The sequence below is a fragment of the Rhodococcus sp. 852002-51564_SCH6189132-a genome, from assembly GCF_001665495.1.
Classification (GTDB): Bacteria; Actinomycetota; Actinomycetes; order Mycobacteriales; family Mycobacteriaceae; genus Rhodococcus; species Rhodococcus pyridinivorans.
On the sequence record NZ_LZMJ01000035.1, the window covers coordinates 1 to 25,543 of the forward strand.

The 25,543-nt window shown below is 70.8% G+C and carries 24 protein-coding genes; 14 read left to right on the forward strand and 10 right to left on the reverse strand.

Annotated elements, in window-relative coordinates:
- Window positions 1–300 precede the first annotated feature (300 nt).
- The 11 genes from A5767_RS07105 to A5767_RS07155 all read left to right on the forward strand — a co-directional run bounded on the left by A5767_RS07105 (window position 301) and on the right by A5767_RS07155 (window position 10,515).
- Complete coding sequence (locus tag A5767_RS07105; protein WP_006554173.1) at window positions 301–1,344, forward strand: C40 family peptidase; 1,044 nt, start codon at window positions 301–303, stop codon at window positions 1,342–1,344.
- A 76-nt stretch (window positions 1,345–1,420) separates the two neighbouring features.
- Window positions 1,421–2,761: a hypothetical protein gene (locus A5767_RS07110; RefSeq protein WP_064851996.1), complete on the forward strand. Its 1,341-nt coding sequence runs from the start codon at window positions 1,421–1,423 to the stop codon at window positions 2,759–2,761.
- A gap of 89 nt (window positions 2,762–2,850) precedes the next feature.
- Window positions 2,851–4,020, forward strand: a complete 1,170-nt coding sequence (locus tag A5767_RS07115; protein WP_064851997.1) for a glycosyltransferase family 4 protein — start codon at window positions 2,851–2,853, stop codon at window positions 4,018–4,020.
- A 39-nt stretch (window positions 4,021–4,059) separates the two neighbouring features.
- Window positions 4,060–4,449, forward strand: coding sequence for a hypothetical protein (locus tag A5767_RS07120; protein WP_024101289.1), 390 nt, complete (start codon window positions 4,060–4,062; stop codon window positions 4,447–4,449).
- A gap of 113 nt (window positions 4,450–4,562) precedes the next feature.
- A complete protein-coding gene (locus A5767_RS07125) occupies window positions 4,563–5,000 on the forward strand; it encodes an SRPBCC family protein (protein ID WP_006554169.1) in 438 nt (145 codons plus the stop codon).
- A gap of 23 nt (window positions 5,001–5,023) precedes the next feature.
- Window positions 5,024–6,232: an ArsA family ATPase gene (locus tag A5767_RS07130; RefSeq protein ID WP_064851998.1), complete on the forward strand. Its 1,209-nt coding sequence runs from the start codon at window positions 5,024–5,026 to the stop codon at window positions 6,230–6,232.
- Window positions 6,220–6,642, forward strand: coding sequence for a hypothetical protein (locus A5767_RS07135; protein WP_064851999.1), 423 nt, complete (start codon window positions 6,220–6,222; stop codon window positions 6,640–6,642). The genes A5767_RS07130 and A5767_RS07135 overlap by 13 nt, the downstream gene beginning before the upstream one ends.
- Entirely contained in the window at window positions 6,639–7,616 is a 978-nt protein-coding gene (locus A5767_RS07140; RefSeq protein WP_006554166.1) for an ROK family glucokinase, read from the forward strand. Before A5767_RS07135 ends, A5767_RS07140 begins: the two co-directional genes overlap by 4 nt.
- 177 nt (window positions 7,617–7,793) lie before the next feature.
- Window positions 7,794–8,579: a lysophospholipid acyltransferase family protein gene (locus tag A5767_RS07145; RefSeq protein WP_064852019.1), complete on the forward strand. Its 786-nt coding sequence runs from the start codon at window positions 7,794–7,796 to the stop codon at window positions 8,577–8,579.
- A gap of 4 nt (window positions 8,580–8,583) precedes the next feature.
- A complete protein-coding gene (locus A5767_RS07150) occupies window positions 8,584–9,075 on the forward strand; it encodes a polyadenylate-specific 3'-exoribonuclease AS (protein ID WP_006554164.1) in 492 nt (163 codons plus the stop codon).
- Window positions 9,076–9,129: 54 nt separating this feature from the next.
- The gene (locus A5767_RS07155; protein ID WP_006554163.1) at window positions 9,130–10,515 is read left to right on the forward strand and encodes a class II 3-deoxy-7-phosphoheptulonate synthase; all 1,386 of its coding nucleotides are present in this window, start codon (window positions 9,130–9,132) and stop codon (window positions 10,513–10,515) included.
- Between the two features lie 120 nt (window positions 10,516–10,635).
- Here the strand turns inward: A5767_RS07155 and pknB are convergent, their stop codons facing one another.
- Complete coding sequence (gene pknB, locus A5767_RS07160; RefSeq protein ID WP_064852000.1) at window positions 10,636–12,702, reverse strand: Stk1 family PASTA domain-containing Ser/Thr kinase; 2,067 nt, start codon at window positions 12,700–12,702, stop codon at window positions 10,636–10,638.
- A 182-nt stretch (window positions 12,703–12,884) separates the two neighbouring features.
- Here pknB and A5767_RS07165 point away from each other — a divergent pair, with 182 nt between their 5' ends.
- Complete coding sequence (locus A5767_RS07165) at window positions 12,885–13,256, forward strand: Rv2175c family DNA-binding protein (protein WP_037216837.1); 372 nt, start codon at window positions 12,885–12,887, stop codon at window positions 13,254–13,256.
- Between the two features lie 15 nt (window positions 13,257–13,271).
- On the opposite strand, the gene A5767_RS07170 is transcribed toward A5767_RS07165, so the two are convergent.
- The 4 genes from A5767_RS07170 to A5767_RS07185 form a co-directional block, all read right to left on the reverse strand.
- A complete protein-coding gene (locus A5767_RS07170) occupies window positions 13,272–14,210 on the reverse strand; it encodes a phytoene/squalene synthase family protein (RefSeq protein ID WP_082937624.1) in 939 nt (312 codons plus the stop codon).
- Window positions 14,203–15,789 carry an alpha-(1->6)-mannopyranosyltransferase A gene (locus tag A5767_RS07175; RefSeq protein WP_019289764.1) on the reverse strand — a complete coding sequence of 529 codons (1,587 nt, stop codon included), beginning with the start codon at window positions 15,787–15,789 and terminating at the stop codon, window positions 14,203–14,205. The genes A5767_RS07170 and A5767_RS07175 overlap by 8 nt, the downstream gene beginning before the upstream one ends.
- A gap of 100 nt (window positions 15,790–15,889) precedes the next feature.
- The gene (gene crtI, locus A5767_RS07180) at window positions 15,890–17,422 is read right to left on the reverse strand and encodes a phytoene desaturase family protein (protein ID WP_064852001.1); all 1,533 of its coding nucleotides are present in this window, start codon (window positions 17,420–17,422) and stop codon (window positions 15,890–15,892) included.
- Between the two features lie 5 nt (window positions 17,423–17,427).
- On the reverse strand, window positions 17,428–18,474 hold the full coding sequence (locus A5767_RS07185) for a polyprenyl synthetase family protein (RefSeq protein WP_006554157.1): 1,047 nt from the start codon (window positions 18,472–18,474) through the stop codon (window positions 17,428–17,430).
- A gap of 219 nt (window positions 18,475–18,693) precedes the next feature.
- On the opposite strand from A5767_RS07185, the gene metF reads away from it, so the two are divergent.
- Window positions 18,694–19,638 carry a methylenetetrahydrofolate reductase [NAD(P)H] gene (gene metF, locus A5767_RS07190; protein ID WP_170318569.1) on the forward strand — a complete coding sequence of 315 codons (945 nt, stop codon included), beginning with the start codon at window positions 18,694–18,696 and terminating at the stop codon, window positions 19,636–19,638.
- 24 nt (window positions 19,639–19,662) lie between these two features.
- Here metF and A5767_RS07195 read toward each other — a convergent pair whose 3' ends face one another.
- The 5 genes from A5767_RS07195 to A5767_RS07215 are packed head-to-tail and all read right to left on the reverse strand — an operon-like array spanning window position 19,663 to window position 24,683.
- Window positions 19,663–20,880 (reverse strand): glycosyltransferase, encoded by a 1,218-nt coding sequence (locus tag A5767_RS07195; RefSeq protein ID WP_064852002.1) that lies wholly within the window; start codon window positions 20,878–20,880, stop codon window positions 19,663–19,665.
- Complete coding sequence (locus A5767_RS07200) at window positions 20,850–21,572, reverse strand: LppM family (lipo)protein (RefSeq protein ID WP_006554154.1); 723 nt, start codon at window positions 21,570–21,572, stop codon at window positions 20,850–20,852. The genes A5767_RS07195 and A5767_RS07200 overlap by 31 nt, the downstream gene beginning before the upstream one ends.
- The gene (locus A5767_RS07205; RefSeq protein ID WP_064852003.1) at window positions 21,569–22,447 is read right to left on the reverse strand and encodes a carotenoid biosynthesis protein; all 879 of its coding nucleotides are present in this window, start codon (window positions 22,445–22,447) and stop codon (window positions 21,569–21,571) included. Before A5767_RS07205 ends, A5767_RS07200 begins: the two co-directional genes overlap by 4 nt.
- Window positions 22,444–24,039 (reverse strand): phytoene desaturase family protein, encoded by a 1,596-nt coding sequence (locus tag A5767_RS07210; RefSeq protein ID WP_064852004.1) that lies wholly within the window; start codon window positions 24,037–24,039, stop codon window positions 22,444–22,446. The genes A5767_RS07205 and A5767_RS07210 overlap by 4 nt, the downstream gene beginning before the upstream one ends.
- The gene (locus tag A5767_RS07215; RefSeq protein ID WP_024101276.1) at window positions 24,036–24,683 is read right to left on the reverse strand and encodes a GNAT family N-acetyltransferase; all 648 of its coding nucleotides are present in this window, start codon (window positions 24,681–24,683) and stop codon (window positions 24,036–24,038) included. Before A5767_RS07215 ends, A5767_RS07210 begins: the two co-directional genes overlap by 4 nt.
- Before the next feature lie 323 nt (window positions 24,684–25,006).
- On the opposite strand from A5767_RS07215, the gene A5767_RS07220 reads away from it, so the two are divergent.
- On the forward strand, window positions 25,007–25,492 hold the full coding sequence (locus tag A5767_RS07220) for an SAV_6107 family HEPN domain-containing protein (protein ID WP_006554150.1): 486 nt from the start codon (window positions 25,007–25,009) through the stop codon (window positions 25,490–25,492).
- Window positions 25,493–25,543 lie beyond the last annotated feature (51 nt).

A 25,543-nucleotide genomic window follows, 5' to 3' on the forward strand; every position in this document is an offset into this window, starting at 1 on the left:
CTGGGGGCGCCCCCCGGGGTTGGTGCGGGGGGGGCCCCGGGGGCCGCGGCGGGGGCTCCCCCCCCCCCCTCCAGCGCCGACGCACGCCCCGAGGGGGGGGGGCCGGTACCCCCCCGCCCCCACCCTCCTCGTGTGTCTGCACGTCCTTTCCGATGCAGGAACTGCTTGCACAAACGGCCGCTGCGTGGGAGGGCTACTCGCAGGTAGACACAAACCTATGCAATTCCGTAACCTGATCGAGACCTTTGGGAAAGGATGCGAGCCCACGTGGTTTCCGACAGGACGAAGCACCTCGTACGAGTGCAGGACAGGCGACGGACCGGCCGTCCGGCGCTCGTCGTAGCCCTCGTGATGATGGTCCTCGGTTTCACCCTGGCGCCGGCGACGGCGCAACCCGCAGGGGAGAGCCCGGCAGCACGCCTCGAGCACCTCGCGGATCTGTCGCGTCGCAGCGAACAGGCCACCGAGGCGTTGCACGCCGCCGGGGCGGATCTCGAAGCGAAGGTCGCTGCGCAGCACGAGGCCGAGGTGCGTGCCGGCCAGGCCGACGACGCGCTCGGCGCCGCTCGCGCCGAGATCGCCCGCTTCAAGCCCACCGTCGACAAGCTCGCGCGGGCCAACTACCGCGGTGCGCGCACCAACCGGCTGTTCGCCGTCATGGTGAGCGACTCGCCCCAGCAAATGCTCGACCAGATGGTCCTGCTCGACGTCCTGGGCGAGCAGACCTCGCGTGAGGTCGAGGGCTTCCGGGCGGCCACCGCCGCTGCGGCCGAGGCGGCCGTCGCCGCGCAGCATGCCGCCGACGAGGCGCGTGCCGCCGCCGAGCAGGCCCAGACCCTCCGCGACGAACTCCAGCGGCGACAGGCCGAACTCGAGGAGCAGATCGAAGGGGTCCTGAACGCCTTCGAGGCGCTGAGCGACGCGGAGAAGGCCGAACTCGCCGGCACTCCCTTCCCTCCGGGCCTCGACGCCGAGAAGATCCTGCAGCACCTCGTCCCCGGCAGCAACGGCGCCGCGCTCCGCGCCGCCCTGTCGCGGATCGGCTCGCCGTACGTGTGGGGCGCGACCGGCCCCGACCAGTTCGACTGCTCGGGACTCATGGTGTGGGCGTACAACCAGGTCGGCAAATCACTGCCCCGGTCGAGTCAGGCCCAGGCGCAGGGCGGCATCCCCGTCTCCCGCGACAATCTGCAGCCCGGCGACCTCGTGATCTTCTACGACGACGCCTCCCACGTCGGCATGTACGTCGGCGATGGCAACATGGTGCACGCGTCGACCTTCGGTGTGCCGGTGAAGGTGCAGTCGATCGATCGCTTCCCGTTCCACAGCGCCCGGCGGTACTGACCGGGTAGAGGCGGGATCGCAGCCGGTGGGCGAGGGCGTACGGGACCACCCTCGGACACCGACCTAGACTGACGCGGTGCCCGCGCGATCGTCCTTCACCGCCGGTACCCGCAAGTGGGAACGTCTCGGCCTGGCCGGACTCGTGGTCGCGCTGGTCACGGCAGGACTGCTGCTGGCCGTCGACCCGGTGGACACCGACGACGCCGACAGCCGGGTACGGGCCGAACTGCAGGTCGTGCTCGACGACTGGGCGCACGCCGTCCGGACCGGCGACGACGGGTCCCTCGCGGAGTTGATCGACGACGCGTCTCCGGAACTCCTCGACGCCGAACGGGGGCGGATCGCGGCGATCTCCGCCGTTCCCCTCGCCGATCTCGGCTACGAACTCGCCTCCGAACCCGCGCTGCCCCTGCCGCCCGAGACGATCGCCCGGTTCGCGGCCGACGAGGTACGGGCGCACCGCGTCCACCTGCGGTACGCCGTGGACGGAATCGACGACATACCCACCCGGCGACCGGTGACCGTGCTGTTCGTCCACCGGCCGCAGGGCTGGCGGATCGCCGACGACGCACCCGATCTCGCCGGGGCGCAGACCGTCACCTGGCGAGGGCCCTGGGACCACGGCAGCCTCCACCTCGCGACCGCGCAGACCGAGGGTGGTCGCTCGCTCGTGATCGGACACCCGGACAACGCCGCCTTCGTCGACGGCCTGGCAGGCGACCTGCCGTCGGTGGTCGAGGCTGTCGACGACCTTTGGGGCGATTCCTGGCCGCGACGCGCACTGGTGGTCGTGACGTCCTCACACGAAGAGTTCTCGCACCTCGTCGGGCCACGACACGACGGCGACGACATCGCGGCCGTCGCGGTCTCCGACGATGTCGACCACGAGCGCGGGATCGCCACCGGGCAGCGCATCGTCTTCAACCCGGCCGCGAGCGACCGGCTGGACGACACCTCCCGCCGGATCGTGCTCGCGCACGAGACGGTGCACGTCGCCGCACGCGCCGGCACCGTGGACGGCTCCCCGATGTGGGTCCTCGAGGGCTTCGCCGACTACGTCGGCCACCGCACGGCCGCGGAGGGCCTCGCCACCGGGCCGGTCGACGTGCAGCGGATCGCGCCGACGCTGACCCGGCAGGTACGGGCGTCGGGTGCACCGACGTCGCTGCCCGCCGACGGCGACTTCATCGGCGACCGGTCGACGCTCGCCTACGAGAGCTCCTGGTCGATCGCCGCGTACACCGCGGACCAGTTCGGACACGACACGCTCGTCTCCCTCTACCGCGCCCTCGCCGCGGGTCCCGTCACCGACGAACACCTCGACGACGTGCTCACAGACCTGCTCGGCGTCGACACCGCCGGCTTCGTGGGCGGTTGGGGTCGCTGGCTCGGAGAGCGCATCCGCGACATCCGCTGACCGGGACGGTCCGGGCCGGGCCCATCGGCACCGTCCGGAGCTCGGGACCCGTCGGCGCCTTCCCGTCGCGCTGCTTCTACGGTGGTCCCATGTCGCGGACCCTGCTGGTGACGAACGATTTCCCGCCCCGACCGGGGGGCATCCAGTCCTATCTGCACGCCTTCGCGAACCAGCTGCCGTCCGACGACCTGGTCGTCTACGCGCCGCGGTGGCGCGGCGACAGCCATGTGAAGTTCGACGCACGAGTCCCCTTCGAGGTCGTCCGTCATCCCACGACACTGATGCTGCCGACACCCGACGTCGCGCGACGGGCCACGCGGCTGCTCACCGAACACGACTGCGACACCGTCTGGTTCGGAGCGGCTGCACCGTTGGCGCTGCTGGCGCCCGTGCTGCGCCGCGCCGGCGCTCATCGCATCGTCGCCAGCACCCACGGCCACGAGGTGGGATGGTCGATGCTTCCCGCCGCCCGGCAGGCGCTGCGGCAGATCGGCGAGCACACCGACACCGTCACCTACGTCAGTCGTTATACGAGGGGGCGGTTCGCCTCGGCATTCGGCCCCGAAGCGGGTCTCGAACACCTGCCGTCCGGGGTGGACACCGACGTCTTCCGGCCCGATCCGGCGGCCCGCGCCGAACTGCGGGCACGTTACGGTCTCGGCGACCGGCCCACCGTGCTGTGTCTGTCGCGCCTGGTGCCGCGCAAGGGACAGGACGTGCTCATCCGCGCGCTGCCCGCGATCCGGAAGCGGATCGACGGTGCCGTCCTCGTCATCGTCGGCGGCGGACCGTACGAGTCGCGCCTGCGGGAGCTCGCGCGCCGCACGGATGTCGAGGAGCACGTCGTATTCACCGGCACCGTGCCGTCGGCCGAGCTCGCCGCGCACCACACCATCGCTGACGTGTTCGCGATGCCGTGCCGGACCCGCGGCGGCGGTCTCGACGTCGAGGGCCTGGGCATCGTGTACCTCGAGGCGTCCGCGACCGGGGTGCCCGTCGTGGCAGGCCGGTCGGGTGGTGCCCCGGAAACGGTGCGCGACGGTCGCACCGGCTACGTCGTCGACGGCACCTCCGTCACAGCCGTCGCGACCGCGGTGTCCGGTGTCCTCGCCGATCCCGATCGTGCCGCCGCGATGGGCGCGGCCGGTCGAGAGTGGGTCTCCAGCGATTGGAGATGGGACGTCCTGGGCGCAAGATTGCGCGGTTATCTCGACGCCTCGGCGCCCCCGAACGAGACGGTGACGCCGTCGGCGGGGTGACCGGACGGGTCACCGACGCGATATGTGAAGCTGTTCTGCGTGAGCAGCATTCAGGTGGCGGACCAGACCTTCGTAGCGGCGCCTCCGGAGCGCATCGCCGAGGAGGTCGCGGCCCTCGATCGGTGGCGTGCATGGTGGCCCGATCTCGTACTGACCGTGCGGGAGGACCGAGCCGAGAAGGGCATCCGGTGGACGGTGTCGGGTCCGCTCGACGGAACGATGGAGGTGTGGATCGAGCCGGTTCTCGACGGCGCGGTGATCCACTACTTCCTGCACTGCGAGCCGGCCGGTGTCGCGCCCGAGCGGGTGGCGGGTCTCGACCTCGCGGGAATGAACCGTACGCGCCGGGTCCAAGGGAAGGTGATGACCTTCGAGGTCAAGCAGCGTCTCGAGGCCGGTCGTCCGGCAGGTGAACCGCCGCGACACTGAAGCCACCGAAGGAGCGTCGTCCCGATACCGTTGTTCCCACGGTGTGTGATAGACCCTCGGGGCGGGACTGATCGGTGCACACCCGAGGGACCGAGAAAGGGAGCCGTCACCACATGGCCGAGAAGACGAAGAGGTCGATCACCATCGACGCGCCGGCCGAGCGTGTCATGGAGGTCATCGCAGATTTCGATGCCTATCCGACGTGGGTGTCGGCGGCGAAGACCGTGGAGGTCGTGGAACATCGTCCCGACGGCCGCGCCGAACGCGTGCGCTTCGTCCTCGACGCCGGCATCGTGAAGGACACCTACGTCCTGCGGTACAAGTGGGCGTCCGACAACCGTGCCGTGAGCTGGGAGCTCGAGAGCGGTGAGATCCAGAAGGCCCAGTCCGGCTCGTACGTGCTGACCGAGGCCCCCGGCGGCACCACGGTCGTCGACTACCAGCTCACCGTGGATCTCACGATCCCGATGATCGGTCTGTTCAAGCGCAAGGCGGAGAAGGTCATCACCGACACCGCGCTGAAGGAACTCAAGAAGCAGGTGGAGGGCTGAACGTCCGGCACGCCCCGGCCCGCGTGCGATGGTTCCTCGGAAAGGGCGGCGCCGGGAAGACGACCCTTGCCGCGGCCGAGGCGCTCGCGACCGCCCGTGCGGGAGAACCCGTGCTCGTCGTGTCCATCGACCGGGCGCACTCCCTCGGCGACGTGCTCGACCTGCCTCCGGCCACGAACCGGGACGCCGGCGCGACGGACATCCGCACCGTCGAGGACAACCTCGGCATGGTCGAGATCGACTCGCTGCAGCTGCTCCGCACGCGCTACGCGGTCCTCGCCTCGATGGCGGCGCTCGCCGGGACGCACGAGCACGCAGACCAGTTCGACCTGCCCGAGCCCGACGAACTGACCGGGCTTCCCGGCGTCGAGGAACTGGTCGTGCTCGCCGAGGTCGCGCGACTCGCGGACAGCGGACGGTGGGCTCTCGTCGTCGTCGACGCCCCGGCCTCCGCCGACGCCCTGCGCACCCTCACCGCGCCGCGCACGGTCTCCGATTCGCTGGAACGGATCTGGCCTCAGCACAGCCGGGTCGCGGCGGCCACCGGTCCGGACCCCCGCGCGGGTGTCTTCGTCGCGCTGTTCGATCGGTTGCTGTCGGGGATCACCGCGGTACGCGACCTGCTCGACGATCGCGGACGCAGCGCCGCGGTGATCGTGGCGACGCCCGACCGCGCCGGTCGTGCCGAGCTCGCACGGGTGCGATCGTGGCTCGCCCTGTCCGGCATTCGCGTCGACGCGGTCGTCGTCAACGGCGTCGTCCCCGCGGTGGGCGGTTCGGGTGCGGCTGCACGGCTGCTGGCCGATCAACGGGCCGCGCACGAGGCGATCGTCGCCGAGATCGGGGCGGCCGTCACCGACGTTCCCGTGATCGTGTGCGAGCGCCGTGCTGCGGAGCCGGTAGGGTTGGCAGCTCTGGAGGAGCTCGCCACGGCGCTCCGCCGCGATGCACTCGTTCCCTCGTCGGAGACCGACGAGCCGGTCCGGGTGCAGCAAGAATCGGGAACGGGGGTGGAGTCGGTGTACGCGATGCGCATGTACCTGCCGCTCGCCGATCCCGCGTCCCTGACACTCGGACGGATCGGCGACGACCTCGTCGTCGGCGCCGACGGCATGCGACGCCGGGTGCGACTCGCCTCGGGGCTGCGGCGGTGCACCGTCTCCGATGCCGAGTTCGACGGAACCGATCTGGTGGTGCGATTCGTACCGGATCCGGCGGTGTGGCCGCTGTGAGGGACGACCACGAAGCCCTGATCTCCGAGTTGTTGTTGCTCGCCGACGCCGTGCTCGACCGCGTCGAGGGCACGGTGCAGCAGTTCGTCGCGGCGACCGGCGACGCGTCGGCTCATACCGCCCCCGATACCGCGACCGGTTCGACGGCGCCGGGTGACGCCGAGGCCGCGACCACCCCGAACGGGTGCGCGTGGTGCCCGTTCTGTGCCGCCGCAGCCCTGGTTCGCGGCGAGAACCACGAACTGGTCAGCAGGCTGGCGTCGAAACTGGCGGCGTTGATCGCGTTGCTGCGGAAGTTCCTCGCGCAGTTCCTGCCCTCGACCGGTGGCGTCCCGCCCGAGCCGACCCCCGATCCGCCGACGCGGGATCGTCCGGCCTTCGAGCCGATCTCCGTCAACCTCCGCACGTGAACACGCACGACCCCGGGCTCACGGTCGGGATCGACATCGGGGGCACGAGCATCCGCGCGGCGGCCGTCGACCGTAACGGCGACGTCGTCGACAGTGTGCGCACGCAGACGCCGTCCTCCGCGGTCGCCCTCGAGAACGCGCTGCACCGGCTCGTCGAGCATCTGCGTGAGCGCAACGACATCGGCGCGGTCGGGCTGGGGGTCGCGGGTTTCCTCACCGAGGACCGCACCACCGTGCGGTTCGCACCGCATCTGCCGTGGCGCGATACGCCGCTCGCCGAGACGCTCACCGAACGCTTCGGGTTGCCGGTCGTCCTCGAACACGACGCCAATGCCGCGGCCTGGGCCGAGTACCGCTTCGGCGCCGCCGCGGGCAGCACGATCGCGGTGATGGTTGCGCTCGGAACGGGCATCGGCGCGGCCCTGCTGCTCGACGGCAGGATCTATCGCGGTGCCTACGGTGTGGCGCCCGAACTCGGTCACCTGCAGGTCGTGCCCGACGGGCGGCCCTGCCCGTGCGGCAAGCAGGGATGTTGGGAGAGGTATTGCAGCGGAACGGGTCTCGTGGACACGACCGTCGAGATGCTCGCGGCCGAACCCGGGCGGTCCGTTCTCGCGGGCGAGATCGCCTCGGATCCCGGATCGCTCACCGGCCGGCGGGTCGCCGGTGCGGCCCACGACGGCGACCCCGTCGCTCTCGCGGCCTTCGACGATTTCGCCCGCAGGCTCGCGCTCGGACTGGCGCTCGTCGCCGACGTCTACGACCCCGAGCTCGTCGTCATCGGGGGAGGAGTCTCCGGTTCCGCGCCACTGTTCCTCGACGCCGCGCGCGAGCACTACGCGGCCGTGACCACCGGCGCCGGCCATCGTCCTCTCGCGCGCGTCCGGGTCGCGCAGCTCGGCGACGCCGCCGGGCTCATCGGTGCCGCCGATCTCGCCCGATCCGCGATCGAAACCTCACGACCGCCGCTGTAGTCGAATTCCACTGGAGGTGAGATTCGCCGGAGGTGAGATTATCGTCACGTCGACGTTGAAAGGGTGGGGTCGAGCACTGGGGCGATGTGCGAGGGGCAGTCGCGTCGTCGTAGAGTCGACCGGCGGGCGGTGCTGCACCGATCCGTGTGGGGGATGATCGGATTCGGGAAGGATGCCATGTGGTACTGGCTGTTCAAGTACGCCCTCCTGGGGCCGCTGCTGTGGCTCATAGGACGTCCGAAGTTCGAAGGCGGCGAGAACATTCCGGCGCACGGACCGGCGATCCTGGCCAGTAACCACCGGGCCGTCCTCGACTCGTTCTACCTTCCCCTCCTCGTACGTCGGCGCATCACCTTCCTCGCGAAGAGTGAGTACTTCACCGGCACCGGACTCAAGGGCGCCTTCCAGCGCTGGTTCTTCTCGTCCGTCGGGCAGGTCCCCATCGACCGCACCGGCGCCGACGCCGCGCAGGATGCGCTCAACGCCGGGGTCCGGGTGCTCGGCCAGGGCAAGCTGCTCGGCATCTATCCCGAGGGCACCCGCTCACCCGACGGACGCCTCTACAAGGGCAAGACCGGCCTCGCGCGACTGGCGCTGGAGACCGGCGTCCCCGTGATCCCCGTCGCCATGATCGGCACCGACCGGATGAACCCCATCGGGTCGAAGATGTGGCGACCGGCGAAGATCACCGTCCGGATCGGTGAGCCCATCGACTTCTCCCGGTTCGAGGGCATGGGCGGAAACAGGTTCGTGGAGCGCACCGTCACCGACGAGGTCATGTACTCGCTCATGCAGCTGTCGGGCCAGGAGTACGTCGACATCTACGCCGCCTCCCTCAAGAACAAGGGCTCGGCGGACGAGTCGGGGGTCGGGGACACGGGCGCGTCGATGAACGGCAGTGCCGCGACCCCGCCGCAGGACGGTCCCGTCGCGGACCGCGTTCCCGACACGCGCGCCGGGTGAGCAGGTGCGCTACTTCTACGACTGCGAGTTCATCGAGGACGGACGCACGATCGAACTCGTCTCGATCGGTGTCGCCTGCGAGGACGGCCGCGAGTTCTACGCGGTGTCGACCGAGTTCGACCCGACCCGGGCCGGAGCCTGGGTGCGCCGCAACGTCCTCCCGAAGCTCCCGCCCCCGGCGCACCCCGCCTGGAAGTCGCGATCGAGGATCCGCGACGACTTGCTGAAGTTCCTCGTGCCACGACCGGGCATCCGGCCCGAACTGTGGGCGTGGATCGGAGCCTACGACCACGTCGTGCTCGTCCAGCTGTGGGGCACCATGCCCGAACTCCCGGACGTCCTGCCCCGCTTCACCCGCGAGCTCCGGCAGTATTGGGAGGACTCGGGCTCACCGCCCCTGCCCCCGGCGCCGGACGACAACCACGACGCCCTCGCCGACGCCCGCCACAACCTCGCAAAGTTCGAAGCGATCGAGGTTGCTCGCCGGTCGCGGTGACGCGGGTAACGGGGTGCTGCGCCGCTTCCGGCCGTCACGCCATATCCTGGACGGGTGAACTGGACTGTCGACGTGCCGATCGACCGCTTGCCCGAACTTCCCCCGTTGCCCGAGGAGCTGCGTGCCAACCTCGACGCGGCGCTTGCAAAGCCGGCGCTGCAGCAGCCCAGCTGGCCCGAGGAACAGGCCGCGGCGATGCGCACCGTGCTCGAGAGCGTGCCTCCCATCACCGTGCCCCGCGAGGTCGAGGAGCTGCAGAACCAGCTCGCCGCCGTCGCTCGGGGTGAGGCCTTCCTCCTCCAGGGTGGCGACTGCGCCGAGACGTTCGCGGACAACACCGAGCCGCACATCAAGGGCAACATCCGCACGCTGCTGCAGATGGCGGTGGTGCTGACCTACGGTGCGTCGACGCCGGTCGTGAAGGTCGCGCGGATCGCCGGCCAGTACGCCAAGCCGCGTTCGTCCGACACCGACGCGCTCGGTCTGCCGTCCTACCGCGGCGACATGGTCAACTCGCTGGTCGCCGATGCCGAGGTGCGCAGGCACGATCCGTCGCGCCTCGTGCGCGCCTACGCGAACGCGAGCGCCGCGATGAACCTCGTGCGTGCCGTCACCGCCGCCGGTGAGGCCGACCTGCACCGCGTGCACGACTGGAACCGGGCCTTCGTCTCGGCCTCGCCCGCCGGTGCCCGCTACGAGGCGCTCGCCTCCGAGATCGATCGTGGTCTGCGATTCATGGACGCTTGCGGTGTCATCGACCCGAATCTGCGCGCGGCGACGATCTATGCCAGCCACGAGGCTCTCGTCCTCGACTACGAGCGCGCGATGCTGCGCCTCGACAACTCGGGCGACAAGCCGCGTCTGTACGACCTGTCGGCCCACTTCCTGTGGATCGGTGATCGCACCCGCCAGCTCGACGGCGCGCACATCGCGTTCGCGGAACTGCTGTCGAACCCGATCGGTCTGAAGATCGGTCCGTCGACCACCCCGGAGATGGCCGTCGAGTACGTCGAGCGCCTGGATCCGCACAACACGCCGGGCCGACTGACCCTGATCTCCCGGATGGGTCACTCGAAGGTCCGCGATCTGCTGCCCGGCATCATCGAGCGCGTCGAGGCCTCCGGTCACAAGGTGATCTGGCAGTGCGACCCGATGCACGGCAACACCCACGAGGCGTCCACCGGCTACAAGACCCGTCACTTCGACCGCATCGTCGACGAGGTGCAGGGCTTCTTCGAGGTGCATCGCGCGCTGGGCACGCATCCGGGTGGCATCCACGTCGAGCTCACCGGTGAGGACGTCACCGAGTGCCTCGGCGGTGCCCAGGACATCTCCGATCTCGACCTGCACGGTCGCTACGAGACGGCGTGCGATCCGCGGCTGAACACGCAGCAGTCGATCGAACTCGCGTTCCTGGTCGCGGAGATGCTCCGCGGTTGATCGCAGCGGAGATGCTCCGCGGTTGATCGCAGCGGAGATGCTCCGCGGTTGATCGCAGTGGAGATGCTCCGCGGTTGATCACAGCGGAGATGCTCCGCGGGTAGGGGACAGGCGGTCGGATCAGGGCAGTGCGGTCAGCGTGACCGTGCTGCCCTGTTCTGCTCTCCGCCCCGCCCCGGGATTCTGGCCGATCACGACCGAGCGGTCGGAGTCGCCGAGTTGCCGCACCTCGACCTCGAATCCGAGGCGGGTGAGTTCGTCGCGGGCCGAGCCCACCGAGCGTCCCAACATCGACGGCACCTTCACTGCATTGGATACAAGGAGGGTGACGGTTCCGCCGGCGCTGACGTCTTCGCCCTCCTCCGGGTCGGTGCCGATGACCCGCCCCTCGTCGACATCGGCGTCGAAGACCTCACGGATGTCCCCGACGGTCAGGCCTGCCTCGTCGAGGATGCGACGCGCCTCGTCGACGGGGCGCCCGGTCAGATCGGGCAGGGTCACGGGCGGCGATCCCTTGCTGATCACAAGCGCGACCTCGGACCCCACGGGCAGGACGGTGCCGGGCGCGGGGTCGAGCGCGGCCACTCCGCCCTCGGGCACCGTGGTGCTGAACGCGGTACCGCCCTCGACCGGTTCGAAGGTGCGGCTCCGCAGTTCGTCCTCGACGACGGATCTCTCACCGGCGCCGGGAATGGACGGGACGGTCGGTCTGCCGAGCGACACGAGCAACGCGATCGTGTCGCCGTCGGGCACGCGTGAGCCCGCGGTGGGGTCGGTGCCGAGGACGGTGTCGACGGGAACGTCGTCGGAGTATTCGCCCCGGATCTCGCTGGACAATCCGGCCGTCTCGATCGCGGACACGGCCGCCGCCTTGTCGAGTCCCAGCACGGTCGGGACGTCGCTGAGCCGGCCGGCGCCGAGCCACCACCCGGCGATCCCCATGAACAACGCGAGCACGATGATCGCGGCGATCCAACCGGCGGCGGACCGGCGCTGACGGCGGCGGTGGACGGCGTAGTCGGGCCGGGGCGCCACCGGTTCGGTATCGGGACGCGGATGGGTGCGGGTCGCGACCCGGGTCGGGTGCGGGCGCGTGGCCGGTGCATTCGGGCCGGGCGTGGCCGGTGCATTCGGGCCGGGCGTGGCCGGCACGGCGGTCTGCACGGTCGTCGGAGCATGCGAGTTCGCGGCCGAGCCGGTAAGCACCGTCGTCGGCGGAGCAGGATCGGCAGGCCCGGAAGCGGCGCCGTCGATGGTGCGGGTCGGTGCCGCGGCATCGGGATCCACCACGGGTGGCGTCCGCACCGCGGATCGTCTCGGAGCCGGAACCCGGTAGCGGGGGAGATCGAGCGTGTCGCATATCTCGCCGAGCGCGACGGCCATCACCTGCGCGTCGGCGTAGCGTTCCGTCGGTTCGCGTTCGGTGGCCCGGCGGACGAAGGCGTCCAGTTCGGGAGGAACCCCGTCGATGGCCGAACTCGGATCCGGCACGTCCTTCTCCACGCGCTGGTATGCCACCGACAGGGACGTGTCGCCGGTGAAGGGAGTGCGGCCGGTGAGCATCTCGTACACGAGCACACCGGCGGAGTAGACGTCGCTACGCGCGTCGGCGCTGCCGACGGTCACCTGCTCCGGAGACAGGTACGCCGCGGTGCCGAGGATCACGCTGCGCGAGGTGGTGGTCGCGGCGGCGACCGCCCGGACGAGCCCGAAGTCGGCGATCTTCACCTCACCGTTGCCGGAGATGAGGATGTTCTCGGGCTTGATGTCGCGGTGCACGAGACCCGCCCGGTGGGCGACGGCCAGGGCTCCGAGGACCGGTGCGGCCACGGCGGCCGCGGCGTGCGGCGGCATCGGCCCGCGTTCGCGCAGCAGCTCGCGCAGGGTGCCGCCCTCGACGAGCTCCATCACGAGGAAGACGTGATCGCCGTCCTGGCCCTGGTCGTAGACCGCGACGAGCCCGGGATGCGTCAATCGCGCGACGGATCTGGCCTCGAACTCGAACCGTGCCAGGAATTGGGGATCGGCCGCGAACTGCGGATCCATGATCTTCACGGCGACGGGACGGTCGAGACGCATGTCGGTGCCGCGGTAGACGGTCGACATGCCGCCCCGCGCGATCTGCGATTCGATGCGATAACGCCGGTCGAGCACGACGCCGACCAGTCGGTCGCCTCCAGCGGTCACCCGGTGTACCCCCGTGTCTCGTGCGTGATGGTGGGACGCCGGTACCCGGGCCTTCGAGGTATCGACGTGACGAAGCTCCGGCTCCGCGTGTGCGGAGCGATTTCGTCCCCGTCGATCGTAGCCAGCTCCCGTGGACGGTAGCCGCGTAGCTGCCTGCGCGGCCGCAGCGATAACGTGGTGGGGTGAGTGCAATTCCTTACTGCGACGACGTTCTCGACCGCTCCGTGCCCGTGGTGCAGCTCGTCGACGTGGCCAAGAGCCTCGGCGTCGCCACCTCCCGCGTACACCAGATGGTGCGCGACCGGCAGCTGCTGGCGTTCAAGCGCGACCGCGTGCCGGTCCTGCCCGAGGCCTTTCTCGACGAGGAAGGAAACGTTCTCAAGGGTCTTCCGGGCGTGATCGCGGTGCTGCACGACGGCGGTTACGAGGACGACGAGATCCTGCGGTGGCTCTTCGCCGAGGACGATTCTCTTCCCGGCGGATGCCCTGTGGCCGCGATGCACACGCAGTCCGCGCGCGAGGTCGTGCGGCGGGCGCAGGCGCTCGCCTTCTGAGTCTCCGGGGCGTCGTTACCGCTTCCGGAGCAGTGAGCCGGCGACGTACTCGGTGATCATGACCGCGGCGCGCGTGCGGCGCGGAACCGTCGCGCGCCGGTCGAGCACCCGGAACCCGCTGCGTTCGACCTCGTCGAGAATCCGCCCGTAGAGCGTGAAGGCTGCGCGGATACCCGGCCGGATCCGGTCGGGGAGTACCTCCAGCCCGGGTTCGGCTTTGCGATATTCGGCGCGGGTCAGCGCGACCGCGTGGGCGAGTGCCCGCCGGACCCTCGGGTCCATCGCGTCGGTGCGCCGGCATTCCTGCAGCAGGTCGATGTCGACCCCGAAGGCCGACCACAGTTCGAGCGGGATGTAGAGACGTCCGCGTTCGAGGTCCTCGCCCACGTCGCGGATGAAGTTGGTGAGCTGGAACGCCGCCCCGAGCGCGGCTGCGGCGGGCGGGGCGGCCGGATCGTCGACGTCGAGGATCGGCAGCAGTTCGAGACCGATCACCGCCGCCGAGCCGTACATGTACTCGCGCAGTTCCTCCATGGTCCCGTAGCGGGGCCGGAACTCGGGCGTGCCGGGCACGTCCATGCGCATGGATCGGATGAACGCCTCGAAATAGTCGATCGGGATGCGGTACTGCCCGATCGTGTCGGCAAGCGCGCGGACCACGAGACCGGTGTGGTCGAGCGGGCCGGGAGCGCCCGCGAGTGCGGCGTGCAGACGGCTGTGCGCGTCGTCGACACCACGGATCGCGGCCTCCGGGTCGTCCACGGCGGTGACGTCGACGATGTCGTCGACGTGTCGGGCGAAGCCGTAGAGCGCGTGCACGGCGTGTCGTCGCGAGGCGGGCAGCAGCCGGGTCGCGAGGTTGTAGGTGCGTCCGTGTTCGGCGGTGAGCTCGGCGCAGTAGGCGTAGGCCCGGGTGAGATCGTCGGCCGCGATCCCCGTGGGGCGCTCAGGCACGGTCGTCCAGGGCAGCGCCGGCGGGTGATGCCGGTCGAGGTCGTAACCGCAGGCGCAGCGGGTCGTAGGTGACCAGCGAACGGGCCGCGACGATCGAGGCGAACACCGCGAGCGCGACGTGCGCGATGTTGTACATCCCGATCGACCCGTCGGGGTTGAAGATCAACATCAGCCATGTCGACAGTGCGACGAGCACCATGAGCACCCGGGGCGACATCGCGAAGGCGGCGGCGACGGCGAGCGGCCAGGAGTAGTACCAGGGCAGCGCGGCGGGCGACAGCAGGGTCACCGCAGTCAGCGCCACGACGATCCCGAAGATCGCGTCGCGCTCGGTGCGGCGGAAGCGCCACCACGCCCACACGAGGATCACCACCAGCGCGATCGCGCAGAGCATGCGTGTGATGTCGAGGACCGATCCGAGCCGCCACGGAGTGACCCAGGTGACGGCGTGCGCCATCATCGTCGGCAGCGACAGCCAGTTGATGATCTTCGACGAGCCGGACAGGGCGGTGAGCCAGCCGATGCCGACACCGGCGAGCAACGAGGTGCCACCGAAGACCGCGGCGAAGACCCCCAGTCCCAGGCCGACGGCCTTGGCGAACAGGCGCACGGGCGCTGCCGGTTCGCGTCCCTCGGCAAGCGCACGATCGCGTTCGTGGATCATCCACACCCACACCAGGAAGGGCAGTGCCAATCCTGCGGTGGCCTTGATCGCGGCGCCGAGGGAGACCAGGGCGATGCCGCCGAGGTGCCGGCCCTCGAGCACGAACACGATGCCGGCGATCATGAGACCGACCATCAGCAGCTCGTTGTGCACACCGCCGACGAGGTGGATCAGTACGAGCGGGTTCAGCACTGCGAGCCACAGGGCAATCGCGGGATTTCCGCCCATGCGACGGGCGAGTTTCGGCACGGCCCACGCCATGAGTGCCAGGCCGGGAAGCATGGTCAGGCGCCACAGCCAGGTGCCCGTCACCACGTTGTCGTCGGTGATGGACGTGATGCCCGCACCGAGCAGCAGGTGGACGGGCCCGTAGGGCGTGGTCGTCGTTGTCCACACATTGCTGACGTTGTCGAGCAGGACGCCCGGATTGACGACCGGGCCCACCTCGTACGGGTCGAAACCGTCGCGCAGCAGTGCGCCCTGCGCGAGGTAGGAGTAGGCGTCGCGGCTGAACATCGGTGTCGCGACCAGCAGGGGAGCGGTCCACGCGGGCAGCACCGTCCACAGATCGCGCACCGTGACGTGGCCGGCGAGGGTCGCCCGGCCGACGCGCACCCACGCTGCGATCATGAGGAGCACACCGACCCACAGGATGATCCGCGAGAGCAACTGGCCGTGGCCGAACCGCAGCCACGACAGATAGATGTCCTCGAGCAGCGGGTCGATCCGCCGGACACTGCCCGATCCGAAACTGCCGAAGGTCATGAGTACCGCGCCCCAGGCGCCGAGCAGCGCGGCATGGCCGGCGGGACTCCTCAGGAATGCGTGCTTCGGACGCTCACCCTTCGGTGCGGCCGTCCCCTCCGGCGCGGGCGAGGTCTGCGGCTCGGCGTCGGGCGAGGCAGGGGACGACATCGGTACGGTTCCTCCCCCGTGGACGTGTGGATGCGCGGCGCGCAGATAGCTGGCGAACGAGGACAGTTTAGTGGAGACGCGGAGCGTGGTGCGCCCGGTGTCACCGCCTTCGCGGAACACCGAGCCGTTCGGCGGCGAGCCTTCCGGACAACAGCACGGTGGGGACACCGACGCCCGGCACCGTCGCCGACCCCGCGAGCACCACGCCGGGAACGGCCGGATCGAGGTTGCGGCGCCGGAACGGTCCCGTCTGCCGGAAGACGTGAGCGCTCGAGAACGGGCTGCCCGCCTGCATGCCACGAGCGTGCCAGGTGGCCGGCGTGTCGATGTGGTCGACGCGGAAACCGTCCGTGATGCCGCCGTATCCGCGGCGGTCGAGGACGTCGAGCAGTTCGTTGCGATAGGGCACCGCGAGCTCGGCCCAGGCGAGCGGAGCGCTGTCGAGGTTCGGGCATGGCGCCAGCACCGACAACGGTTCGTGCTCGACGCCCTCACGGGTGAATCGCAGGCCGGGATCGGACAGTGCCGGTCGCGTGATGAGCAGCGAGGGGTCCGACATCGGCCGGCCGCGTCCGCGGCTGCGGGTGATCTCCGCGAAGGTGCGGTCCCACTCCCCGCCGAAATCGATCACGTGGTGGTGTTGCGCCGCCCAGCCACGGGTCACCCCGGTGGGGACCGACCCGTGCAGCACGACGGCCGACGGCGCGGCCAGCGTGCGGCGGCACCGTCGGCGCGGCAGCAATCCGTCGACCACCGGGGTGTCGGGGGTCAGGACGGCCGCGTCGCACGGGAAGCGCTGTCCGTCGCGGGTGCGGACACCGTCGACCCGACCGGCGGAGAGGTCGAGCGAGGTCACCTCCCGGCCGAGTTCGAGCCGTCCGCCGGCCTCGACGAACGCCGCGGCCATCGCGCGGGCGACCGACCGCATGCCGCCGTCCACCGCGTACACGCCCAGCGACGTGTCCATGTGGGCGATGGCCCCGTAGACGGCGAGGGCCCGTGCCGGAGCGACCCCCGCGTACAGCGCCTGGAAGGTGAAGACGCGGCGCAGGCGCGGGTCGGTGACCCTGCGGTTCACCTGCGCGCCGAGCCTGCCGAACCCGCCCAGTCGGAGCAGACGCGCCAGATCGCGCAGCGCCGCCGGGGACGAGACCAGGTCGAGCGGCGAGTCGAAACTCGCGTCCATGAAGCGGTCGAACTCGGCGTCGAAGATGTCGGCGAGCCACGCGCGCAACCCCAGATAGCGGCGTGCCTCGTCGGGACCGCACACCCGTGAGATCTCCGCGACCATGGCGTCGGGGTCGGAGTGCACGTCGATCGAGGTGCCGTCGGCGAACCGCGCGTGATAGGCGGGGGACAGTCGCCGGGTGCGCAGGGCCGGCCGGACGGAGTTGCGGTCGGTGCCCACCGCGGCGAGCGCGTCGTCGATCAACTCGGGCATCGTCAGCACGGTGGCGCCGTTGTCGATCTCGTAGCCCGGGCCGTGATAGCTGCCGACCCGGCCGCCGACGTCGTCGGCGCGTTCGAGCACCGTGACGTCCTTACCGGCGCCGCGCAGGTACAGTGCCGCCGACAGACCGGCGAGACCGGCACCGACCACGACGACCCGGTCGGCGCCGGGAACGGTCCGCACCGCCCTCACGCCACCCGTCGCGTCGCCGCGACCGCCGACTCGCGCAGAAGGGCCTTGCCCTCCTCGGTGGCGCCGGACGCCTCGAGCGCCTCGAACGCGCTGTCGGTCAGTTCCGAGATGCGGTCCTCGATTCGGGCGACCGCGCCGAGATCGACGAGCAGCGAGCGGAGGTGCTCGACCTGCGCGTCGGACAGATCGGTCCCGATCGAGGTGCGCAGCAGCTCGGCCGCGGCCGGATCGGAGGCATCGGCCGTCTCCAGCGCCAGCGCGTACAGGACGGTCCTCTTGCCCGAGCGCAGGTCGTCGCCCGAAGGCTTGCCGGTGACCTCGGGGTCGCCGAAGACACCGAGCAGGTCGTCGCGCAGCTGGAACGCCAGGCCGATGTCGGTGCCGAAGCGGCGGTATGCGGCGATGAGGTCGTCGTCGGCGCCGGCGAGGGCAGCGCCGATGTGCAGGGGGCGTTCGATCGTGTACGCCGCGGTCTTGAACCGGTTGACCCGCGTAGCGGCCTCCACCGATTCGTCCGCCGCCACTTCGTTGGCGATGTCGAGGTACTGCCCGCCGAGCACTTCGGTGCGCATCGCGGTCCAGGCCGGGACCACGCGCGCGACGGTCGCGGGGTCGAGCCCCGCCGAGTGCAGCATGTCGTCGGCCCAGACCAGGGCGAGGTCGCCGAGCAGGATCGCGACCGACTCGCCGAACTGCTCCGGCCTGCCGTGCCAGCCGGCCTTCCGGTGCTGCTCGGTGAACTCGACGTGCACGGTGGGGAATCCGCGGCGCGTGGTGGAGGCATCGATGATGTCGTCGTGGACGAGCGCCGCGGCCTGCACGAGCTCGAGCGCGGAGCACGCCTGCAGGACGGCCTCGGCGTCCGGCCCGGTCGGGTCACCACCGGCGCCGAGCCAGCCCGTCCAGGCGAAACGCGGACGCACCCGCTTGCCGCCGCGCAGCACGAATGCCTCGAGCGTGTCGACGGCCTGCCGGTATCCATTGCCCACCGAGTCGACCAGGTCGGAGCGTGAGGTGAAGAACTGCCGGAGGGAGTCCTCCACCCGATGGGGGAGCTGCTCGGCAGACAGGTGAACGGCGCCGGTAGACAGGACGAAACCTCCAGGTCGATGGGTGACGGCACCTCGGAGGCGGGTGAGCCGGAGGTGCCGCGACCAGCCTATCCGCACAGTCGGGTCGTCGCCGGTAGCGACCGCCCCGGGGGCGCCACCTATGCTGGACCGGTGACAAGCGACTTCGTCAGGGCAACCGAGGACGGCGGGATTTCTCGGACCCCGTCGATCGTGGACCGTCTCGGGTCCGCGCGTTCGGGCCGCATTCCGTTCTCCGTCGAGTTCTCCCCGCCTCGCGACGCCGAGGCCGAGGGACGACTGTGGCGCGCCGTGCGGACGTTCGAACGTCTCGGCCCGGCCTTCGTATCGATGACCTACGGCGCCGGGGGCTCCACCCGCGACCGTACGGTCCGAGTCACCGGACGCCTCGCCGAGGAGACCACCCTCCTGCCGGTCGCGCACCTCACGGCCGTCGGGCACAGCATCGACGAACTGCGCGCGATGGTCGGCGCCTACGCCGACCGCGGCATCACCAACATCCTCGCGCTGCGCGGTGACCCGCCGGGCAACCCGCTCGGCGAGTGGGAAAAGCACCCCGAAGGTCTCGAATACGCCGACGAGCTCGTGCGTCTGGTGCGCGAGCTCGGCGACTTCCACGTGGGCGTCGCGTCGTTCCCCGAAGGACACCACCGGTCCCCGGACCTCGATCACGACACCCGCTATCTCGTGCAGAAGCTCCGTGCGGGTGCCGAGTACTCGATCACCCAGATGTTCTTCGACGTCGAGCACTACCTGAGGCTGCGCGACCGGGTCGTGGCCTGCGACGCCGAGCAGGGGCTCAAGCCGATCATCCCCGAGATCATGCCCATCACGTCGCTGCGCTCGGCGCGGCGCAGCCTCGAACTGTCGGGTTCGCATCTGCCGCCCGTTCTCGAGGAGCGGCTGCGGCGCGCGGCAGGCGACGGTCCGGAGGAGAACCGCGCCGCGGTGCGCGAGGTGGGCATCGAGGTGGCGACGGAGATGTGCGAGCGGCTGATCTCCGAGGGTGCGCCGTGCCTGCACTTCATCACGCTCAACTTCGCCCGCGCGACCGGCGAGGTGCTCGACCGCCTCGGCTACGAACTCGAAGCTCCCGCCGCGGTGCAGCCGGCCTGACATCCGGCCCGCGCCGGTTCGGGGTCAGGGCAGGACGCGGGCCTTCCACGCCGCGCGTCCGCTGCGCCGTGCCCGGATCGACGACGCCGTGAGCGCACCGGCCGCCAGGACCGATGCCGGGTGCGCCGCGGCGTCCAGCAGATCGTCGACGGGACGGTCCGAAGCGTCCGGGTGTCGGCGTCCTCCCCGCTCGGTGACGCGCGCGAGAAGGCGTGACGTCACGCCCGCGGTGGCACCGGCCACGCCCCAGCGTCGCGTCCGTCCCCCGCCGAGAAGCGCCGCGGCCGGGGGCACGAAGTAGGCGAGGAGATACAGCGCGACCACCGCGGCCGCCCCGACCGGGGATCCGAACGCCGACCACAACCAGCGGGTGTAACCGCCGATCAGCGGGCGGGCTCCGTCGTACATCCGGCACGACGCCAGTCCGCCCGCGGCCGCGACCGTCGTAGGCAGTCCGGCGCGACGCAGTGTCCGGGCCAGATCCAGATCCTCCGTGGGACTCGCCGCGACCGCGGCGTGCCCGCAGATCGCCGCGTAGGCGCGCGCGTCGAAGACGAGGAACTGTCCGCACGCGACCGCCATCGACGGCCGGTGGGTGCGGTGCGAGACCGCGACGGGGAGCAACGAGAACCACGACCAGAACAGCAGGGGCTGCACGAGCCGTTCGAGCGCCGATCCGGTGAGCTGGTACGGGAACGGTGAGACGAGCGCGGCGTCCTGGTGGCGCAGCAGAGCGACGGCGGCGGCGAGCGCGTCGGGTGCGAGCCGGACGTCCGCGTCGACGAACACGACGATGCCGCTGTCGGTAGTCGATCCGGCGTGGGCGACGGCTGCGGCGCACGCGGCCGCCTTCCCGGTCCATCCTTCGGGCGGTGGCTGTGTCGATCGGACGACGGTGATGCGCTCGTCGCCCTCGGCCGCGGCCGTGGCCAGGTCGGCGGTGCCGTCGGACGAGTCGTCGTCGAGGATCACCACGCGCAGGGCGTGCAGTCCTGTCTGTGCCCGCAGGTCGGACACGATCGCGGCGATGCGGGGCGCCTCGTCGCGGGCGGGGACGACGACGGTGACCTGCTCGTCGACCACCGGTCCCGGCACGAGACGAGGGAGCGAGACCCGGTTCGCGACGGCAACGGCCGCGCCGTAGGAGGCGACGAGAGCGCCACCGGCGACGAGTCGCGTGAGACCGGGGGACGGGTCGCGCGGAAGGCGGGTCAGGACCGCGTCCCGTTCGCCGACGACCACTGCGGCGCGGGATTGCGGGTGAACCAGGCCGCGCCGGCGATGATCAGCGTGACACCGAAGGCGCCGCCGGCCATGATTCCGGCCCAGCCCGCGAAACCGCGCGTGTTGGGATCGGCGTAGCGCACCTCCGCGCGGAGGGTGCTCACCTCGCCGGCCGGAATCTTCCAGGTCACGACCGAATCCGACTCGCGGGTGCCGTTGGTGGTCGCCACCCGGGCGGGGAACGCGATGGTGAACTGCACGTCGGTGCCCTGGGTGGGAGCGGACTCGAGATCCACACGTCCGTTCAGTGCCACCAGATCGCCCGAGCGCTGCAGGTTGAGCTGGAACATGCCGGCGCTCTGATCGGACATCGTGGCGAGCTGCTGGACGTCGCCGAAGGTGAGGTCGTTGAAGAAGACCTGGCTCCCGACGTAGCCGTCCTGCGAGTACTCCTGCACCCGCACCTTCCCGGCCAGGGCCGAGGGAGCGGTGAGTTCGGGGCCGGGATCGTTCTCGTCGGCGGGGATGGTCGCGGCGACGATCTGCCCCGACACACGGTCGTCGGAGGAGATCCCCATCGTCGCCTGCACGCGCAGGCAGCCGGTGAGGAGCGGGAGGCCGAGGAGCACGAGCCCCACGACCGCGACGACACGACGGCGGACGGACAGGATGGACGACTGCACGGAGAACATGGTGCCAGGCACGGTCATCCTCGTCGGTTCTTCGGGTCGCTCGCGGCGAGTCGTGCCTCGTCCCGCCCGGAACCGGACACGCTTGCGCGCCACGACCGGACGAGTGAGACCAGCAGGGGAAGACCCAGTACCCCCATGACGACCAGCCCGTAGACCGCGGAGTAGCCGAGTTCGGGAGCGTCGAGGAAGGCGCTGTGGGCGAGGGCCGAACCGAGCCACGTCCACAGGAACAGCGCAATCGGCACGGCGTCGCGCCGGGGCGCGTCGGCACGGTCCGAGCGGGAGTCGACGAGCACGAGCACGGTCGCCATGATCGCGGCGACGAGGAGCCAGCCCGCGTAGTTGGTGAGCGGGATGTGCTCGATCCCGGGCAGGCCGCCGGCGTTGCACCACGACCAGTGCCCGTCCGCCACCATCTGGGGGTCGAGATAGAGATCCCAGCCCAGCATGCCGATGGTGACCGCCGCGACCCTGCCGGGACCGTTGCGGACGAGGCGGGAGGCCACGCACCAGACGGGGTACAGGCCCGCCGACCACGCCAGCGGCACCACCAGCGGGACGTCGAGTGCGGCCGGCCCGAGCCTGTCGGTGACGTAGCTGTAGCAGCCGTAGGGATAGCCGGTCATCGTGCCGACCACCTCGGACAGATACCCGATGCCCGCCGAGCTGACGAACAGGACGACGGCGAAGGTGATGCCGCGGTTCAACGCGGCGTGGACGAGGCAGGCGGCGGTGAGCAGCGTGACGACCGCGACGGTCGCGGCGTCCCGGGCGCCGCCCTCGGTGAGGGGATAGGCGATCTGGGCGAGGACCGCGGCGACGGCCGGGACGATCGGAAGGACCGTCCGCCACCGGGCCGGTCGGGGCGGTGCGGGGACGCGGGTGTCGGTCACCGCGACACCCAGCCCTTCACGCGGTCCACGAGACTGCCCTTGGCGTCGGCGAGGGCGACCCGGGCGGCGTTGCGGCCGCTCGCACCGGAGACTCCACCACCGGGATGGGTCGAGGCGCCGGTGAGATAGAGGCCGGGCGCGTCGGGCACCCGGTAGCCGGACAGCTCCGGCAGCGGACGCCACAGGAACATCTGGTCCAGCGACATCTCCACGTGCATGACGTTCCCGCCGAGCAGGCCGAGTTCGCTCTCGATGTCCGCGGGGGTCTGCACGTGGCAGTGCTCCACGCTCGCGGTGAAGCCGGGAGAGCGCGTCTCCATCTCGGCGAGGACGCGGTCGGTCTCGGCGCCGGCGATGTCCGCCCAGCGACGTCCGCCGCGCAGCGCGTACGGATGCCACTGGGACCACAGCGTGATCTGGTGCTTGCCGTCGGGTGCGATCGTCGGGTCGAGGGCGGAGAAGCTCATCGCGAGGACGGTGGGTCGCGGGGGCAGGTCTCCCGCCATCGCGGCACCGTGCGCGGCGCGCAGGTGGGCGCGGTCGTCGACGAGCAGTTGCAGACCGGAGGTCGTCGATTCGGGCTCGTCGCAGCCGCGGTAGCGGGGCAGCGAGTCGGTGCCGAGGCGCAGGACCATGCCGATGCCCGGACCGACCCGCATGCTGCGACGCCAGCCCTCGAGCCGGTCGCGGTCGTATCCGCCGCGGTCGAGCAGATCCAGCGTGGTCAGCACGTGGCATCCGGCGACGACCCTGCGGGCTTGCACCGAGCGTCCCGATTCGGTGCGCACGGTCCACAGATCGCCGGTCCGGCGGATCTCGGTGGCGGCGTCGCCGCAGGTCACCGTGCCGCCATCGGACCGCAGCCGCGACAGCAGGGCCTGGGTGAGCGCACCGCTTCCGCCGATCGCGCGACCCGGGGGAAGGGTGTGCATGAGGGCGGCGAAGCCCACCATCGCCGCGGTGCCGGGTTCGGACATGGGCGGGCCGGACTGCGCGCCGAACCAGGCGAGGGCCGCCTTGAGGGGTTCGTCGTCGAAGTACTCGTCGAGCAGGCTGTCGCCGGTGGTGAGGAACCGGCGGGACAGGGCGCTGCCACCCTCACCCGCGTCGAGTCCCCAGAACGAGGACAGCAGGTGCCGGCCGGTCGGGGGACGGGTGAACGACGTCATCACCGCCGCGCTGCGCGGGCCCCAGTCCTGCACGAAGCGGCGGTACGCGTCGGCCTCGCGGCGTCCGCAGGCGGCCTCGACGGAGGCGCAGGTCCGGTCGAGATCGCGGTGGAAGACGATGCCGGGACGGTCGGAGTCCGCCGGGGGCGGCGCGTACGCCCACGGGTCGCAGTCGATGTAGCGCAGGCCGTGGGCGGCGAGATCGAGTTCCTCGACGATCCCGGAGTGGCGCACCATGATGTGCGCCGAGGAGCCGCGGTCGACGGCATATCCGGGGAAACGTTCGACGGTGGAGACGGCGCCGCCCGGCACGGTGTCGCGTTCGAGAACCTCCACCGACCATCCGTCGCGGGCGAGATAACACGCGGAGACCAGGGCGTTGTGGCCCGAGCCGACGACGACGACGTCGAGTGTGGCGTTCATGGGGTACCGCTTCCGTCCGGATCGCCGATCGTGTGATGGTGGTGCGGAACGAGGTCCGGCTCGAGGGGCAGGCTCCTGCCGAGGACCGCGAACGGGCGGGCGTCGCCGGTGAAGACGAACCGGCGGACGACGTCCTGGAATCCGAACCGACGGTACAGCCGCCACGCCCGGTTGTCCTCGCCCGGCACCTCGGGTGTCGACAGCAGTACGGCCGCTTCCGTGCGTTCCCGCAGCAGCGCCGACAGGAGCAGTTCACCGATGCGGCGTCCCTGCATGTCGGGTCGGACGTGCAGTTCGGTGAGCTCGAAGTAGTCGGAGAGAACGCGATCGATCTCCTCGGGGGACCGTCCGGAATGGCGCATGCCGGCGCGCACCTGCTGGTGCCACCACTGGCGGGTGTCGCCCCGGTAGCCGTACGCGATCCCGACGACGGTGTCCGGATCCTCGGGGAGGCTCGCGGCGAACGCCTGCCAACCCGCGCGGGCCGAATGCTCGGACCACATCGGCGCGCGGTGGTACTCCGTGCCTCGGGGATATCGCATCGCCGCGACGTAGACGGTCAGCAGCGAGGGCAGGTGCGCACGGAAGTCCGCGGGGGAGAGCTCGGTGAGGATCGGGGCGTCCTGGCAGGGATCGGTGGTCATGCGTGACTCGTTCGGGTGGCTCGCGGTGCGTCGGAGGTGCTCGGGTCTCGCTGATCGTTCGGGATGACGTGGCCGCTTTCTCTTGACGGGTTGTCGGTGGGTCCAGCTATATTGAATACGTCGAACGCATGTTCGACATCGGTGATCCGGGGATGTTCGAGGGAAGCGAACATCCCCGGATCACCCTGGGGTCTCCCGCTCGGCGTCCGTGTCGGGCCTCACTCGAGGACAGTGATCTCCGTTCCTCGGCGTTTCGGCGGGAATGCCACCGGATACCGCTCGTTGTAACGAGTGGTGAGACCACGCCGAGGAGGTGCGTGAACATGGCCAACGGTCAGGTCGCGAGTCGAGGCCCGCGCCGAACGTCTCCCACGCTCGGGCCGTCCGCATGCATCGACCATGCCACCTCGGCGCGCGCGGCGACGCTGCTGCGCAAGGCCGACGATCTGCTTTCCGGTGCCGCCGGTGCCGGCGATCCGGGCGAGCGGTTCCGCCTCGCCTACCTGGCGGCGCTGCGCGGTGCCGGTGCGGTGGTCGCGGCCGCGGAGCTGCGCTCCGGGATCCGGCCCCGCCGACCCGCGACGCGCAACGCATGGGCACTCATGGCGCGCGCCGACGAGTCCTTCGCCGTCTGGGCCGACTACTTCGCCGATCGCTCCGCCACCCGCACCGCGGTCGAGGCGGGGGTCGCGCAGGCGGTGGGAGCCGACGAATCCGGTGCCTTCTACGACGAGGTGGGCCACTTCCTGCACGATGTGGAGGGCTATCTCGACGCCGAAGCAGAGCCGGAGGTCGGTGTCGGTGGGTGACTTTCGCCCCTTCACGAGGGCCTTCGCCGACGACGGGATCGAACTCACGTG

What these genes read in the sequence shown, in the direction of transcription:
- A5767_RS07145 (WP_064852019.1), top strand. Translation starts at nt 7,794, where the DNA reads ATGTGGTACTGGCTGTTCAAGTACGCCCTCCTGGGGCCGCTGCTGTGG.
- A5767_RS07210 (WP_064852004.1), bottom strand. Translation starts at nt 24,039, where the DNA reads ATGAACGCCACACTCGACGTCGTCGTCGTCGGCTCGGGCCACAACGCC.
- A5767_RS07220 (WP_006554150.1), top strand. Translation starts at nt 25,007, where the DNA reads ATGGCCAACGGTCAGGTCGCGAGTCGAGGCCCGCGCCGAACGTCTCCC.
- A5767_RS07215 (WP_024101276.1), bottom strand. Translation starts at nt 24,683, where the DNA reads ATGACCACCGATCCCTGCCAGGACGCCCCGATCCTCACCGAGCTCTCC.
- A5767_RS07200 (WP_006554154.1), bottom strand. Translation starts at nt 21,572, where the DNA reads ATGACCGTGCCTGGCACCATGTTCTCCGTGCAGTCGTCCATCCTGTCC.
- A5767_RS07115 (WP_064851997.1), top strand. Translation starts at nt 2,851, where the DNA reads ATGTCGCGGACCCTGCTGGTGACGAACGATTTCCCGCCCCGACCGGGG.
- A5767_RS07175 (WP_019289764.1), bottom strand. Translation starts at nt 15,789, where the DNA reads ATGTCGTCCCCTGCCTCGCCCGACGCCGAGCCGCAGACCTCGCCCGCG.
- A5767_RS07125 (WP_006554169.1), top strand. Translation starts at nt 4,563, where the DNA reads ATGGCCGAGAAGACGAAGAGGTCGATCACCATCGACGCGCCGGCCGAG.